Source organism: Azospirillum sp. NS33, from assembly GCF_059703765.1.
The window spans coordinates 22,167-37,500 of sequence record NZ_BAAKJB010000052.1 but is presented as its reverse complement, the minus strand read 5'-3'; the positions used below and the strand labels follow the sequence as shown (position 1 = coordinate 37,500).

Annotated in this window: 13 protein-coding genes; all 13 read right to left on the bottom strand. The window is 73.1% G+C overall.

What is annotated here, in order from left to right; translation table 11 throughout:
* Nucleotides 1–522: 522 nt before the first annotated feature.
* A complete protein-coding gene (locus tag AC6H2I_RS28735) occupies nucleotides 523–1,227 on the bottom strand; it encodes an ABC transporter ATP-binding protein (RefSeq protein WP_497504217.1) in 705 nt (234 codons plus the stop codon).
* Complete coding sequence (locus AC6H2I_RS28730; protein WP_497504216.1) at nucleotides 1,224–1,982, bottom strand: ABC transporter ATP-binding protein; 759 nt, start codon at nucleotides 1,980–1,982, stop codon at nucleotides 1,224–1,226. The genes AC6H2I_RS28735 and AC6H2I_RS28730 overlap by 4 nt, the downstream gene beginning before the upstream one ends.
* Nucleotides 1,979–3,004 (bottom strand): branched-chain amino acid ABC transporter permease, encoded by a 1,026-nt coding sequence (locus AC6H2I_RS28725; RefSeq protein ID WP_497504215.1) that lies wholly within the window; start codon nucleotides 3,002–3,004, stop codon nucleotides 1,979–1,981. Before AC6H2I_RS28725 ends, AC6H2I_RS28730 begins: the two co-directional genes overlap by 4 nt.
* The gene (locus tag AC6H2I_RS28720; RefSeq protein ID WP_497504214.1) at nucleotides 2,991–3,905 is read right to left on the bottom strand and encodes a branched-chain amino acid ABC transporter permease; all 915 of its coding nucleotides are present in this window, start codon (nucleotides 3,903–3,905) and stop codon (nucleotides 2,991–2,993) included. The genes AC6H2I_RS28725 and AC6H2I_RS28720 overlap by 14 nt, the downstream gene beginning before the upstream one ends.
* Nucleotides 3,906–3,982: 77 nt before the next feature.
* The gene (locus AC6H2I_RS28715) at nucleotides 3,983–5,098 is read right to left on the bottom strand and encodes an ABC transporter substrate-binding protein (RefSeq protein WP_497504213.1); all 1,116 of its coding nucleotides are present in this window, start codon (nucleotides 5,096–5,098) and stop codon (nucleotides 3,983–3,985) included.
* Between the two features lie 68 nt (nucleotides 5,099–5,166).
* Nucleotides 5,167–5,673 carry an L-2-amino-thiazoline-4-carboxylic acid hydrolase gene (locus tag AC6H2I_RS28710; RefSeq protein WP_497504212.1) on the bottom strand — a complete coding sequence of 169 codons (507 nt, stop codon included), beginning with the start codon at nucleotides 5,671–5,673 and terminating at the stop codon, nucleotides 5,167–5,169.
* A 22-nt stretch (nucleotides 5,674–5,695) separates the two neighbouring features.
* Nucleotides 5,696–7,039, bottom strand: coding sequence for an NAD(P)/FAD-dependent oxidoreductase (locus AC6H2I_RS28705; protein WP_497504211.1), 1,344 nt, complete (start codon nucleotides 7,037–7,039; stop codon nucleotides 5,696–5,698).
* A gap of 120 nt (nucleotides 7,040–7,159) precedes the next feature.
* Entirely contained in the window at nucleotides 7,160–7,993 is an 834-nt protein-coding gene (locus AC6H2I_RS28700) for a TrmH family RNA methyltransferase (protein WP_497504210.1), read from the bottom strand.
* A gap of 86 nt (nucleotides 7,994–8,079) precedes the next feature.
* Complete coding sequence (locus AC6H2I_RS28695) at nucleotides 8,080–9,588, bottom strand: mechanosensitive ion channel family protein (RefSeq protein ID WP_497504209.1); 1,509 nt, start codon at nucleotides 9,586–9,588, stop codon at nucleotides 8,080–8,082.
* A 2-nt stretch (nucleotides 9,589–9,590) separates the two neighbouring features.
* Complete coding sequence (locus tag AC6H2I_RS28690) at nucleotides 9,591–11,540, bottom strand: HAMP domain-containing methyl-accepting chemotaxis protein (RefSeq protein WP_497504208.1); 1,950 nt, start codon at nucleotides 11,538–11,540, stop codon at nucleotides 9,591–9,593.
* A 57-nt stretch (nucleotides 11,541–11,597) separates the two neighbouring features.
* Nucleotides 11,598–12,830, bottom strand: a complete 1,233-nt coding sequence (locus AC6H2I_RS28685) for a hypothetical protein (protein ID WP_497504207.1) — start codon at nucleotides 12,828–12,830, stop codon at nucleotides 11,598–11,600.
* Between the two features lie 184 nt (nucleotides 12,831–13,014).
* Nucleotides 13,015–14,214, bottom strand: coding sequence for a Na+/H+ antiporter NhaA (gene nhaA, locus AC6H2I_RS28680; RefSeq protein WP_497504206.1), 1,200 nt, complete (start codon nucleotides 14,212–14,214; stop codon nucleotides 13,015–13,017).
* 302 nt (nucleotides 14,215–14,516) lie between these two features.
* A complete protein-coding gene (locus AC6H2I_RS28675; protein ID WP_497504205.1) occupies nucleotides 14,517–15,299 on the bottom strand; it encodes an SDR family oxidoreductase in 783 nt (260 codons plus the stop codon).
* Nucleotides 15,300–15,334: the final 35 nt, after the last annotated feature.

Here is a 15,334-nt window from a genome sequence, read left to right as displayed (position 1 = left end):
CCTAACCCAAGCTCGATTCTGATATCTCGCTTACCTGTCAGATGCGTCTTGCGAACGACCCGAATGTCCAACCCACTCCCGTGGCCCGGACCCCAAGCCCATCCGCCTGCGCATCCTGTCTCGAAACACTCTTCGGTTTTCAAAGACCCCGGCGCTCCCTTTCGGGATCGCCCCGGCGGCGCGGTGCCGCTCGGTGGAGGGGGTTTTAGTCGCCGGCGCTGCCCCGGTCAACACAAAAACGTCACCTCGGCGCCATTTTCGTTCCCGCCCGCCCGGCGGCTCCAATCACCGCAGACATGATCCGTCGACCGAACCAAATCACCGCGGCAGGATTGCCCCGGAATTACTTCCATGCGCGCATGCGAATACGGGCCGCCGAAGGGATCGGCAGCCACGGGTTCTGTGCTGTGTTCAAGAAACCTGGAACCCCGTGCCGGCGGAGGCGCCGGCAGGGGAGGCGCGCTTATAGGAGATCCGCGCCGCCCCTGTCCAGCCCTTTTCCGCCCGCCGCGCGACCGGCGCTCAGTGCACGTGGCCGCCGAGATACGCCTCGGCGATGCGCGGGTCGTTGCGCAGGTCCTCGGCGGCGCCGGAGAGGACGATCCGCCCGTCCTCCATCACCGCGGCGCGGTCGGCGATGCGCAGGGCGGCACGGGCGTTCTGCTCCACCAGCAGGATCGACACGCCCTCGCGGCGGATGCGCAGCACCAGATCGAAGATCAGGGCCACCAGCTTGGGCGCCAGGCCCAGGGACGGCTCGTCCAGCAGCATCAGCTTCGGGCGCCGCATCAGGGCGCGGGCGATGCACAGCATCTGCTGCTCGCCGCCCGAGAGGGAGCCGGCGTTCTGCCGCATCCGCTCCGCCAGCACCGGGAACAGGGCGTGCACCCGCGCCAGCTCGCCCAGCCCGGCCTCGCCGCCGCCCAGCACCAGGTTCTCGCGCACGCTCATGTTGGAGAAGATCTGCCGCCCCTCCGGCGCCTGGCACAGGCCCATGGCGACGATGCGATGGGCCGGCTGGTTGAGGATGGGCCGGCCGGCGAAGGCGATCTCCCCTGCCCGGCCCTGGTAGATGCCGGACACCGTGCGCATCAGCGTCGTCTTGCCGACCCCGTTGGAGCCCAGCACGGCGACGATGGCGCCCTCCTCCACGTCGAGGCTGACGCCGCGCAGGATCTCCTGCGGGCCCATGGCGACGTGCAGGTCGCGGATGCTCAAGAGGCTCATGCCTCGCCTCCCAGATAGGCTTCCAGCACCGCCGGGTCGCGGCGCACCACCTCCGGCGCAGCGTCGGCGATCTTGCGCCCCGAGGCCAGCACGACGACACGCTGGCAGATGCCCATCACCAGGGTCATGTCGTGCTCGACCAGCATGATCGTGAGGCCGCCCTCGTGAAGGCGGCGGATGAAGGCGGCGAGGTCCCGCGTCTCGGTGTCGTTGAGGCCGGCCGCCGGCTCGTCGAGGATCAGGAAGGCCGGCTCCATCGCCAGCGCCCGGGCGATCTCCAGGTACTTGCGCCGGCCGTAGGAGAGGTTGGCGGCGAGCTCGTCGGCCACCCCGGTCAAGCCGGCCGTCTCCAGCGCCGCCCAGGTGCGCTCGCTGATCCGGCGCGAGCGCCCGCGGTCGCCGAACAGCGCCCCGAACGGCCCCAGGGGCAGCGTCCCGACCGCCCCCACCGACACGTTGTCGAACACCGACATGTTGGGGAAGATCCGCAGGTTCTGGAAGGTCCGCCCCATGCCGAGCCGGGCCACCCGGTTGGGCCGCAGGCCGTTGATGGCCGTGCCGCGGAAGCGGATCGTGCCCTCCGACAGCGGCGTCACGCCGGAGATCAGGTTGAACAGCGTGGTCTTGCCGGCACCGTTCGGGCCGATCAGCCCGACCAGTTCGCCCTCCGCGACATGGGTGTCGACGTGATCGACGGCGACCACGCCGCCGAACCGCCGGGTGGCCCCGCGGATGTCGAGAAGATGCCCGCTCATCGCCAGCCGATCTCCGTGCCCTTGGCGGTGCGCCGCCACGCCGCGCCGAAGTGGCGGCGCGCCAGGCGCAGCGCCGACACCTCGCCCATCAGCCCCTTGGGCAGGAACAGGATGCAGCCGAACATCACCAGCCCCACCATCATGTTGCGGAAGTCGCCGAGGTCGCGCAGCACCTCGGGCAGCAGGATCAGCACCAGCGCGCCGACGGCGGCCCCGGGCAGGCTGCCCAGCCCCCCCACCACGATCATGGCGAGGATCAGGATGGACTCGCCGAAGTCGAAGTCGCCGGGCGAGATGTAGCCGGTCATGTGCGCCCACAACGCCCCCGCCACCCCGGCGAAGAAGGCCGACAGGGTGAAGGCCTCCATCTTCAGGCGGATCGTGCGCACCCCCATGGCGTCGGCGCACTGGTCGTCCTCGCGGATCGAGCGCAGGGCGTTGCCGTAGTAGGAGTGGCTGAGCCGGCCCAGGGCCAGCAGCGACAGCGCCACCACCGCGGCCACCGTGTAGTAGGTGGCCAGCCGCCCGGAGAGGTCGAAGCCGAACAGCTCCAGCCCGCCGGTGAGGATGATCCCGTTGGGGCCCTTGGTGACCTCGACCCAGTTCAGCATCACCAGATGGAGCATCTGGCCGATGGCCAGCGTCGCCACCGCGAAGTAGATGCTGACCAGCCGCATGGTCGGCAGCGCCACCAGCACGGCGACGAGCGCCGCCGCCACCCCGGCCAGCGGCAGGGTGGCGGTGAAGGTCAACCCGTGGCTGGCCGACAGGATGGCCGCGGCGTAGGCCCCCACCCCGTAGAAGGCGGCGTGGCCCAGGTGCAGCAGCCCGGCCACCCCGGTGACCAGCTGCAGCGACCCGGCCAGCAGGACGAAGATCAGGGCCAGATTGGCAACCTGGTAGAAGTAGCTGCGGTCGAACGCCGCCAGCACCGCCGGCAGCACGGCGAACAGCAGGAGCAGGACGCCCCCCTGCACGGCCCAGGCCCGGCCCGGGCGCGGCGCCCCCTCAGACGCGCTCACGGCCGGCTCCGAACAGTCCGTTGGGGAAGAAGACGAGGGTGAGGATCAGGAAGCCGTAGGCCACCATGTCCGACCAGCCCGATTCCAGGACGGTGGTCGCCATGCTCTCGGACACGCCGAGGATCAGGGCGGAGATCACCGCGCCGGGGATCGACGACAGCCCGCCCATGACCATGGCGACGAACGCCTTGACGCCGGGGATGAAGCCCATGGCCGGGAAGATGGCGCCGTAGTAGAGGCCGACCAGGATGCCCGCCGCCGCCCCCATGGTGGAGCCGACGACGAAGGTCATGACGATGGTGCGGTCGGTGTCGATGCCGACGTAGCGCGCGCCCAGCGGGTTGTTGGAGACGGCGCGGATGGCCAGCCCCACCCGGGTGCGGGTCAGCATGTACTGGAGCCCCACCAGCATGGCCGCGGCGACCAGGAAGATGATGAGGTCACCGGTGGCCAGCGTCACCGGCCCGAGGGCGACCGGCGTGTTGATCATGTATTCGAACGGCAGCGCCTGCATCTGCGAGCCGAAGACGATCTCGAGCGCCTCGCGCACGACGATCGACACCGCCAGCGACGACAGCAGCGTCGATTCGCGCATCGCCCGCGACTTCAGCGACGCCTCGTCGGTGAAGCGCCGGAACGGGCGGAAGGCGATGCGCTCCAGCGACCAGCCCGCGGCGGCGCCGGCGGCCAGCGCCAGGAACAGCACCGCCAGGAACGGCGGGGCGACGGCGGTGATCGCCACCAGGCCGGCGAAGGCGCCGATGGTGTAGACCTCGCCGTGGGCGAAGTTGACGACGTTCAGCACGCCGAAGATCAGCGTGAAGCCGATCGCCATCAGCGCGTACGTCATGCCCAGCGACAGGCCGATGGCCAGCTGCTGGAGATAATAGGGGTCGATCATGGGCTCCTCGACTCTGGACCTCTCCGGCCCGCCACCCGCCCCCGGGGCGGGAGAGGGTGGCGGTTCGCTCGAGCGCCCTACTCGGCCGCCGGCGTGAAGTCGCCGCCCGTCACCACGACCTTCGCCAGCTCCTTCTGGGGCTCGCGGTCGGCGCCGAAGGTGGTCTTGCCGGTGACGCCGGGGAAGTCCTTGGTCTTGGCGAGTTCGTCGCGGACCTCCTGGCGCGTCACGTCGGGCCAGGCGCGCTCCACCGCGGCGATCATGATGCGCACGGCGTCGTAGGCCTGGGCCGGGAACTGCCCCGGCAGGGCGCCGCCGTTGCGCTCCTTCCACTCCGCGACGAAGTGCTGGACGTTGGCGTCCGGGCTGTTGGGCAGGAAGTTGGAGGTCAGGCGCAGTCCGTCCGCCGAATCGCCGGCCAGCTCCAGCAGCTTGGGGCTGTAGGCCGCCGAGGTCGAATAGATCGGCGTCGCCACGCCCATCTGCTGCGCCTGCTTCATGAACTGCGCGCCATCCTCATAGAAGAACCCGGTGTAGATGGCATCGGGATTCGTCCGCTGGATCTTGCTGATCAGCGAACGGAAATCCTTCAGGCCACGGTTGAAGTTCTCCTGGAAGACGATGTCGAGGCCGTGGGCGGCGGCCGCCGTCTCGAAGGTGGTCACCACCGACTGGCCCCAGTCGGTCTGCTCGGCGATGACCGCCACGGTCTTGATCCCGCTCGCGGCCATCCACTGGGCGTTGAAGGGACTCTCCTGGGCCTGGGTGGCGATGTTGCGGAACTGCCACTCCGAGATCTTGGTGTAGTCGGGGTGGGAGGCGGTCTGCGAGAGCTGGGGCATCCCCTCGTTCTTGTAGACCTGGGCGGCGGCCATGGACACGGTGGAGGTGAAGTCGCCGAGGACGCCGACGATGGCGTCGTTGTCGACGAACTTGCGGGCGATGTTCACCCCTTCCTTGGCGTCGGAGCGGCTGTCCTCGAAGACGATCTCCACGTCGAACGGCTTGTCCTGCGCGTTGAACTCCTCCAGCGCGATCTCCGCGGCGGTGCGGAAGTCCTGTCCGTACTGCGCGGTGTCGCCGGTCAGCGGCAACTGGTAGCCCAGCGTGACGGTGTCGGCGGCCAGCGCCGGCACGGCAAGGCCGGCCGCCAGGGGCGCCAGGGTGGCGAGGGCAAGCGTGCGCATCCGCATCATGGGTCTCCGTTGGTCTCGTGGGTGGGCTGTGGGTGGTGCCTTGTCGGGGTGGGCGTGGGACGGGGTCAGGCGGCGGCCCCCGGTTCGACGATCAGGCGGCAGCAGCCCTCCTGGCCGGGCGCCCACGTCGTGCCCTTGAAGGTGAACCCGGCGGTCTCGAACAGGCCGCCGTCGATGGCCCCGGCCATCTGGCACAGCAGCTCCACGTCCTCGGGGCTGCGGCCCTGGGCCTCCCACGCCTCCTTGAGGGGGCAGCGGTGGAACTGGATCTCCAGCCGCTCGTCGTCGCAGCGCAGGATCTCCGGGGCGAACATGGTGTCGCGGTTGGGGATGCCGTCCAGGAAGGCGCTGCACAGGCCGGTGAGGTCGTCGGGGCCGAAGCCCTGGAACCTCACGCCCATGCTCTCGCCCAGGCGGCGGGTGGATTCCCGGCCGACCTCCAGCGCGACCGCGTCGCCGAAACGCTCGCGCAGGACGTCGAACATGTGGGCGTAGGCGGCCGCGCGCATGCCGTAGGCGTTGCGCAGCAGCACGGGGTAGTCGGGCGCCGGAACGGCGGGGGTGTCGGTCATGATCGTCTCCGGTCGCTGGGGGTCACGCGATCTCCCGGCGGTCGCGCCACCGGTAGAGCACGAGCTTGAGGGGGCCGACGCGGCGCAGCACGCCATGGGCGGGCAGCGGCCGCGGCTCGGTGAAGGGCAAGGCCAGGGTGTCGAGGTCGGCGCCGGCCGCCGCCGCCGCCAGCTCCCGCCCCATCGAGATGGAGAGCGCCACGCCGCGGCCGTTGCAGCCGGCCCAGGCGAAGCCGCCCGGCCCCAGGCGGTGGACGCGCGGCGTGTAGTCCGTGGTCATCCCGATGTAGCCGTTCCACACGTGGTCGAAGCGCACCGGCCCCAGCTGCGGGAACATGGCGGCCAGGCGGGCGCCGACAATCCCCGGCAGGCGGCGGCGGCCGCCATAGGGCACCAGCAGCGCCCCGCCGGTGACCAGCCGGTGGTCGGCGGTGTAGCGCAGGAAGCGGAGGTCGCCGTGGGTGTCGGACATGGCCTGGCGGCCCGGCACCACGGTGCGGCGCACCCCGGCCTCGAGCGGCGCGGTCGCCATCTGCCACGACAGCACCGGCACCACCTCGCGCCGCACCTCCGGGAAGATGCCCGCGGTGTAGGCGTTGGTGGCCAGCACCAGGGCGTCGGCGACGACGGCGCCCAGCGGGGTGCGGACGTGCCAGGAGCCGCCCCGCCGCTCCACCGCCAGGGCCGGGGAGTCGACGAAGACGCGCGCCCCCTGCGCCACCGCCGTGCCGGCGAGGCCGCGCACCAGGGCCAGCGGGTTGATGTGTCCGCCGGTGGGGTTGAGCCAGCCGCCGTACCACGCCCGCGACCCCAGCAGCTCGGACACGGCGCCGCGGTCCAGCAGCTGGACCGGCGCGCCGCGCCGCCCCCACTGCGCCACCCGCCGTTCGGCGATGCGCATGCGGCCCGGGCTGTGCACCGGCTGCACCCAGCCGGTCTGCTCGGCGGCGCAGTCGATGCCGTGGCGGCGCACCAGGTCGAAGAGGTACGCCGCGCTGTCGCGCACCAGCGCCACGAAGCGCTCCCCGTCGGCGGCGCCGAAGCGGGCCACGAGGTCGTCGGGATCGGGGCGCGACAGGGTCGGGATGACCTGGCCGTTGTTGCGTCCCGACGCGCCGCGGCCGAGCGCCGAGGCCTCCACCACCACCACCCGCTTGCCCGCCTCGGCCAGGTGCAGCGCCGCGGACAGCCCGGTGAAGCCGCCGCCGATCACCACGGCGTCGGCGCGCACCGTCTCCTCCAGGGCCGGCAACGCCGGCGGCGGCGGGGCCGTCGCCTCCCACAGGGATTCCGGCCGGGCCCAGATCCCGCCCGCGCCGGGCCGTCCGCCGGCGGCGGGGTCCGTCCGATCCTGCACCTCGCCCACGCTGAACTCCCCTGCTGCGCCCGGCCGGCGCCGACTGGTCCGACCACTTACACCGCGAACTATGGGGCAGAGCGCCGGCGGATGGCAATTCCCATTTTTGCGATGCACAACATGGCAGGTTCAACACTCACCTGGCGTTGTTTTTTCCGCCGGGGCCACGCAGGCCAGGTGGTGCAGGACGATGCCGCTGGTCGTTGCGACGTTCAGGGAATCGAAGCCGGCCGCCATGGGGATGCGCACGGACCGCGCCCGCGCCAGCAATCCGGCGGGCAGCCCCGGCCCTTCGGAGCCGAACAGGGCGGCCACCCGGTCCGGCCGGGGCAACGCCGCCAGCGTCGTCGCCCCGCCGGGGGTCAGGGCGACGGCGGCGAAGCCGTGGCGCTCCAGCACCGCCAGGGGATCGCTGCCACGCTCCAGGCGGGCGTAGGGCACGCGCAGGCAGGCCCCCACCGAGACGCGGATCGCCTTGCGGTACAGCGGGTCGCAGCACCCGGCGTCGAGCAGGACGGCGGCGGCGCCGAAGGCCGCGGCGTTGCGGAAGATCCCGCCCATGTTGTCGTGGTTGCCGATGCCCACCAGCACCGCCACCACCGCCCGCGACGCCGTGGCCGCGAGCAGGTCGTCGGGGGTCGGCGGCGGCGCCGGCCGCGCCAGGGCCAGGACGCCGCGGTGGAGCGGAAAGCCGACCACGGCGTCGAGCGCCGCCTGGCCGGCGCGGTAGACCGGAACGTCCTCGGGCAGCCCGGCCAGCAGCGGGCGCAGCGCCTCGACCCGGTTCTCGGCCAGCAGCAGCGACACCGCCCGGTGGCGCGGCGAGGCCAGGAGCAGGCGCAGCACCACCGTCCCCTCGGCCATGAAGAGGCCCTCGCGGCCGACCAGGTCGCGCTCGCGCACAGCGCGATAGCCGGCGATGCGCGGGTCCTCGGGATCGTCGATGGGGATGATGGTGGGCACGGGGCGAACCTCGGGTCGGCGGCGTCGGATGGTCAGGCGGGGGGCCGGGCGGGATACGGGCGGGGGGCCGCGGCCGGCGCGCGCGCTCAGCCCGTGACGCGCCCGGCGAACAGCCGCCGCAGGTTGCCGTGCACGTCGTCGGCCAGGTCCTGCACCGCCGCCGCGCCGAACGCCCGGCCCGGCAGCCCCTGCTGGTCGGCGATCACCTGTTCGGCGACGCGCCGGCTGAGCTGCTCGGCGATGGCGGGGCGGCACGCGAGGAGGGCGCCCAGGGCGTCGTGGTCGAACTCGCACAACAGGGCGTCGGTGCGGGTGCGCACGGTGCGGCTGTGGCTGCCGCTCATCAGGAACGCGGCGGCGCCGACCAGCGCGCCCGGCGCCAGCAGGCGCGGCGGCTCCGCCGGGGCGCCGCCCAGCGCGGTGGCGCGCCCCGCCTGCGTCATCATCAGCCCCTCCAGAAGGAGCAGCGTCGACACCGCGGTCTCCCCGGCCTGGGCCAGGGTCGCGTCGGCGGGCAGGCGGCGGAAGCGGCCGCGCCGCGCCAGCACCAGCCGTTCCTCCTCGGACAGGTCGGCGAACAGGGGAACGGCGCCGAGCAGCAGGGCCACCTGCTCCGGCGGCGGGCCGCCCAGGGGCAACGGGGCGCGCTGCCCCGGCTCCTCCGTCAGCTTCGGCCAGGACGGCCGCAGACCGGCGCGGGCCAGGTGCTGCAGCATCGCCCGCAAGGTGGCGCTGCGGGCGCGGTAGCGCATGGGCACGGTGGGGTTGATGTAGACGCCGTACTCCACCCCCGCCGGGCCGATCGCCCGCAGCCGCACATAGGGCGCCGGGGCGCGGGGCTCGGCGTACTCCGCCGCCGCCGCCAGCGCCGCCCCCTCCAGCACGCGCAGCACGCGGTCGGGGTCGACGTCGGCGTCGATGATGACGGGAAGCATGAACTCCAGCACCGCGTCGGGCTTGGACAGGTTGATGATGGTGCCGCTGGCCATGCGGCTGTTGGGAACGATGGCGATGGTGTCGTTCTCCAGGTGCAGGCGGGTGCTGCGCCAGCTCGTCTCCAGCACGCGCCCGGTGATCTGCGGCTCGCCGGTGCGGCTGATCTGGATGCTGTCGCCGATGCGGATGGGCTGGTCGAGGTTGAGGGCCAGGCCGCTGAAGATGTCGAGGATGAGCTCGCGCAGCGCCATGCCGAAGACCACGCCGGCGACGCCGGAGGCGGCCCACAGCGCCGTCAGGTCCTGGTGGAACACGAAGCTCGCGATCACCGCCACGGCCACCATGGCGATGACCAGGGCGGAGAGCTGCACCAGCAGCTTGGGCACCGGCGTGCCGGTGGCGCGCACCACCAGCCCTTCCAACACGATGTAGTGGACGACCCGGTGCAGCAGCACCGCCAGCGAGATCACCACGGCCACGCTGAGCACGGTGCCCAGCGCCTGCTCCGAGCTTTCCAGCGCCTGCAGCCCGACCATCCGCACGGCGTCGCCGCCCAGCCACACCACGGCCGCCAGCAGGAGGCTGATGACGGCGGGCACCAGCAGCTTGGCGATCCGGTAACGGAGCCCCGGGCCGGGGGCGCTCGCAGGGCCGGCCATGGTCAGGACACCAGGGTGAAGCGGTCGATCTGGGTCTTGGTGGCATGCACCATGCGGGCCAGCTCCTCCATGGTGACCGAGATCTGCTCGGCCGCGGCGACGTTGTCGCGGCTGCCGGCCCGCAGGGTGTCGGCCTGGCCGGCGAGCTGCTGCACCGCCCCGGTCTGCTGCACCATGACCTGGGCGATGGCCTCCACCGCCGAGCCGCTCTCCCCGGCGGCGGTGGCCAGGCGGTTCATGGTCGCCTGGGTGTCGGCGGCGACGTCGACGCCGGAGCGGATCAGCACGGCGGTGTCGCCGATGATGGTCTCGATGGCCCGCGTCGCTTCGGCCGCGTCCTCGGCGAGGCGGCCGATCTCGTGGGCGACGATGCCGAAACCGCTGCCCTGTTCGGCCGCGCGCACCGCCTCGATGCCGGCGTTGAGGGCGAGGACGTGGGTCTTGTCGGCGATGCGGGCGATCCGGGTGATCGCCTGCTCGATCCGCTCCTGGGCCCCGGCCACCCGCTCCACCGTGGCGACCAGCCGCTCCAGCGCCTGATGGCCGCTCTGCGCCAGCTCCGCGGCACCGCGGGCCACCTGGCTGCTGCGCTCGGCCCGGCCCGACACGGCCTCCGCCGCCGAGGCGGCGGCGGTGATGGCGGTGGCCACCTCGTTGAGCGTGGCCGTCTGGGTCGCCGCACCCATCAGCACCTGACGCGCCGCCGCGGCCGTCTCGGTGGCCGCCGCGGCGACGTGCTGGGTGTGGTCCTGGACCTCCAGGAGCGTGTCGCGGAGCTGGGACACGGCCCGGTTGACGTTGGTGCGCAGCTGGGCGAACTCGCCCTGATAGGTTCCGGCGATCTGCACCGAGAGGTTGCCGTGGGCCAGCTCGCCCGACACCGTCGACAGCTCGCCCAGCAAGCCGACCAGGGAGTCGAGGCTGCGGTTGAGGTTGGCCTTCAGGGCCCGCAGCTCCCCCTCGTAGGCGCCGCTCATGCGTCCCTTGAGGTCGCCGGACGCGACGCGCTGCATCACCTCGGCCACCTCGTGCAGGGGCCGCGACAGGGCCTCGATCAGCGCGTTGACGCCGCGCACCAGGGTGCCGTAGTCGCCCTTGTGGGCCTCGGCGTCGAGGCGCGAGGACAGCATGCCCGCGCCGGCCGCCGCCGTCAGGTCGGCGAGGTCGCCGGTCATCCGCCGCACCGAATCCGCCGCCGCGGCGACCGCGCGGCCCACATCCCCCACCTCGTCCCGCCGTTCGGTCAGGGCGGCGGCGGGCGGTTCCAGCCGGCCGTCGGCGAGGTTGCGGGCGGCGGCGGACAGCTCCGCCAGGGGGCGGGACACCCGCCGGTCCAACGCGCGCATGGCCAGCAGGCAGCACGACACCAACACCGCGATGGCGATCGAGGCGATGGTGCGGCTGTGGGTCAGCACGCCGTCGGCCCTCCGGGTGACGTCGACGCTGCGCTGCTGGTTCAGGGTGACCAGCCGGTCGAGGTCGGAGCTGAACCCGGCGAACAGCGGCGACGCGCCGATCAGGGCGTGCAGCGCCTCGTCCCGGGCGCCGGATGCGACCAGCGCGGCGACGCGCTCGCTGGCCTGCATGTAGGCGACGAACTGCTCCTGGAACACCGCGTAGACCGCCCGCTCCTCCGGCTCGTCGATCTGCACCTCGTACCGCTCGCGCAGCTCGGCGATGAGCACGCGCAGGCGCTCCATCTCCCGGCCCGCCGCCGCGGCCTCCGCGGGCGCCGAGCTGCCGGCATGGATGATCTCGGCCAGGCGGTAGTCGCTGGTCGCCGTGTTGATCGCGCCGGTGGCGACGATGCTCGGCAGCACCCGGTCCTGAAGGTCGTGCAGCAGGTCGTTCAGCGCCTGCTGGCGCACCAGGGTCATGGCGCCGGCCCCGGCGAACAGCAGGGTCAGCGCGACCAGGGTGAAGCGCAGTTTGGCTCGAATGGACTGTAACATCGGTCGTCGGTCTCGCTGGGGCCGGGGCGGGGGAAGGCGGTGCGGGGAGTGGCGGGGTCAGGCCGGTTCGGGGATGCGCGGCGCCACGGCGGCGGGTTCCGCCCGGCCGCCGAGCGGGTCGGTTTCGGCCAGCCAACCGACCACCGCGCGGGCGACCCGGCGCCGCAACGCGGCGGGCAGGCCGGCGAAGGCGATCCCCGGGCGCACGCAGAACCGCCAGCCCGCCGTCTCCGGGTCGGCGGCGACGGCGTCGAACAGGGCGTCCAGCGGCGGTGGGGCGAAGAGGGCACGGCGGGCGCCCGGCGGCAGCGACACCAGGGTGGCGTCGTCCGCCAGGACGACGACGGCGGCGGCACCCGCGGGCGCCAGCACCGCGGCGCGGCGGGCCGGCGGGCCGGCGGCGCCGTCCAGCAGGCGGCGCAGGTCGACCACGGGAAGGGCGGTCCGGCGGTCGCAGCGCATGGCGGACCGGGGGGGCAGGTCGGCGGGACGGGCGGTGTGGCGCACCCAGGCCGCCGGCACCAGCAGGTGATGGCGCCCGCTGCGCAGGTGCAGGGCGGTCTCCGGCGGCGGGCCGGCGGGCCCCGCGCCGCCGGGCCGCGCCACGGCCGTCGCCAGCGGGGCGGTGGCCAGGATCTCCACCAGGGTGCCGCCGGGGCCGATCCACCACGACCGCGGCGAGCCGTCCTCGGACGCGGCGGCGCACACCGCGGCGGGATCGGCCACGGCCAGGGCGGCGGCCCGGTCGACGAGCAGCACCGGGGCCGTCGGATCGTCGGCGGGAAGCACCGCCCAGGCCGCGGCCTCGGGACGGTCGGACAGGGCGCGCGCCGCCCGCAGGCGTCCCTCGACCACCGCCAGCAGGGGGCCGCCGCCCGACGCGGGGAACAGCCGCTCGACCGCGGCGACGCCGCGGACCTCGGCGGCGGGAATGCCGACGGTCCGCCCGGCGGCGGTCGCCAGAAGAAGGGGGACGCCCGCCGCCGCCGGCCGCCGCGGGCCGTCGGGGGACGGGGGTCGCCGGCGGATCGCGGCGGTCGCGCGCCCCATGACGGCCTCGACGTCGAGGCGGGGCAGGCCGGCGGCCGCGCCGTCGTCGAGCAGACCCTGGACGCGGTCGACGCGCACGCCCAGGAGGCAGCCCTCCACGCCGCTGCAGATCAGCACATGGCCGCCCGCCGCGGCGGTGCCGGCCGCCGCGTGCTGCAGCATGGGCTCGCCGCCGGCGGTGCCCACCCCCTCCGCCCGCCCCGCCGCGGTGTCGGGCACCGGCAGCGGGAAGGGGGTCACCGGCCCCGCTTCGGCGATCGCGGCGACGGTCCCGGTCGGTGCGGCGCAGCACGTGTCCCCTATGGCGATCCGCAGATGCCGGCCCTGGCGCACGCACGCCCTCCCCCGTTGCCGTCCGCTTCTGCGGACGGGGGGGGATTATGCGCGGGACCCGCCGCCGCAGCAACGGGGAAGGCGCCGGCCGTCACTCGGCCGGGCGGCCCACGGCGGGGGCCGCCGCCGGGGCGGCCAGGACCAGCACCAGGTATCCGGCGACCGCCGACAGCAGCGACCCGCTCAGCACGCCGATGCGCACCGCGGCCCCATAGCCATCGCCGGTGAAGGCGAGGCCGCCGATGAACAGGCTCATGGTGAAGCCGATGCCGGTCAGCAGGGCCATGCCGTAGAACTGAACCCAGTTCGCCCCGGCCGGCAGCGCACCGACCCCGGCGCGCACGGCGACCCAGGTGAACAGCATGACGCCGACCTGCTTGCCCAGGAACAGGCCGAGCGCGATGCCCAGCGGCACCGGTTCCAGCAGGGAGGCGAAGGACAGCCCGGCCAGCGACACGCCGGCGTTGGCGAAGGCGAACACCGGAAGGATGCCGAACGCCACCCACGGATGCAGCATGTGCTCCAGGTGCAGCAGCGGCGCGTGCTCGTGCGTCTTGCCCGCGGGCGTGCGCAGGGGCACCGCCAGCGCGGTGGCAACGCCGGCCAGGGTGGCGTGGACGCCCGACTTCAGCACGCACACCCACAAGAACACGCCGACCAGGATGTAGGCGGCGGGCCGCATCACGCCGGCGCGGTTCATCGCGACCAGGGCGGCGAGGCCGACGCCGGCCAGCCCCAGCGCGGTCAGCGACAGGTCCGCGGTGTAGAACAGCGCGATGATGATGATGGCACCGAGGTCGTCCATGATGGCCAGCGCCAGCAGGAAGATCTTCAGCGACGCCGGGGCGCGGGTGCCCAGCAGGGCCAGCACGCCCAGCGCGAAGGCGATGTCGGTCGCCGCCGGGATCGCCCAGCCGTTCATCGCCACCGGGTCGCCGGCGGTGAAGACCAGATAGACCGCCGCCGGCACCGCCATGCCACCCACCGCGGCGATGCCGGGCAGCGCCGCCTTGCTCAGGCTCGACAGCTCCCCTTCCAGCACCTCGCGCTTGATCTCCAGCCCGACGAGCAGGAAGAACACCGCCATCAGACCGTCGTTGATCCACAAGATCAGCGGCTTGGCGATCGCCAGCGCGCCGACCTGGACCGCCACCGGCGTGTCGAGCAAGCCGACGTACAGCCAGCCGCCCGGGGAATTGGCCCACACCAGCGCAACGACCGAGGCCAGCACCAGGACGATGCCGCCCGCAGCCTCCATGCGCATGAATTCCCGTATCTTCGACAGTGGCATTGCCGTCGTCTCCTCCGTGACCATTCCATCGATCCACCAGGGAAGATAGCCAAACGGCCCTGGAAAGGAAGCAAAACCGGACGCGTCGTCGCGCGTTTTCCATGGAGTGCGAAACACGGCGGCAGCAGACATTCTGCTGCGGAATCCAGCACCTTGAAGAAAAGTCCCTTCGCTTAAAGAATATTACCATTGGCCGAGGCGACAACCGTCGGCCGCCAACCCCTGACCGGTGGCGCCGCTCGCCGCCGGATTCACATCTGGCCCGAATTCACATCTGGGCCGCGTTCACATCTGGGCCGCGTTCACATCTGGATGGTGGCGCCGCCGTCGACCACCAGCACGTGGCCGTTCACGTAGCTGGCCGCGGGGGACGCCAGGAACACCGCCGCCCCGGCGATCTCGTCGGGGCGGCCCCAGCGGCCCAACGGCGTGCGCTGCTCGAAATAGGCGCTCGCCGCGGGGTCGTTGACGATCCCCATGTTGGTCTCGGTGGCGAAGAAGCCGGGGGCGATGGCGTTGCTGGTCAGGTTGTGGGGGCCGTACTCCACCGCCAGCGCGCGGACCATGCCGGCAAGCCCCGCCTTGGCCGCGGTGTAGACGGCGTCGCCCGCCTTGGCGACCTGCCCGGCGATGGAGGTGACGGCGATCAGCCGCCCCTCGCCCTGCGCCAGCATCAGCCGGGCCGCATCGCGGGCCAGCGCCAGGGCCGCTCCCAGGTCGGTGGTGAGGAGCGCCAGGATCTCCTCGTCTGTGAAGGCCTCCAGGGGCTTGCGGTTGCGCTGCCCGACGTTCTGGACCAGCACGTCGAGCCGGCCGTGCTCGGCGGCGATGCGGTCCATGGCGGCGCCGGCCGCCGGCCGGTCGGCCACGTCGAAGGCCAGCACCGACACCGGGGCGGGTCCGCCGGCGAGGCCGGCGGCCACCGCCTCCAGCCGGGCCGCGTCGCGGCCGTTCAGCAGGACGTGCGCCCCGGCCCGGTTCATGGCCCGGGCGATGGCGAGGCCGAGCCCGCGGCCGGAGCCGGTGACCAGGGCGACCTTGCCTTCCAGCGAGAACAGGGACAGGTCCGGTGCGGTGCGGATCATGGGGCGCCTCCGTTGCGAGACCCCCAGCCTATCCG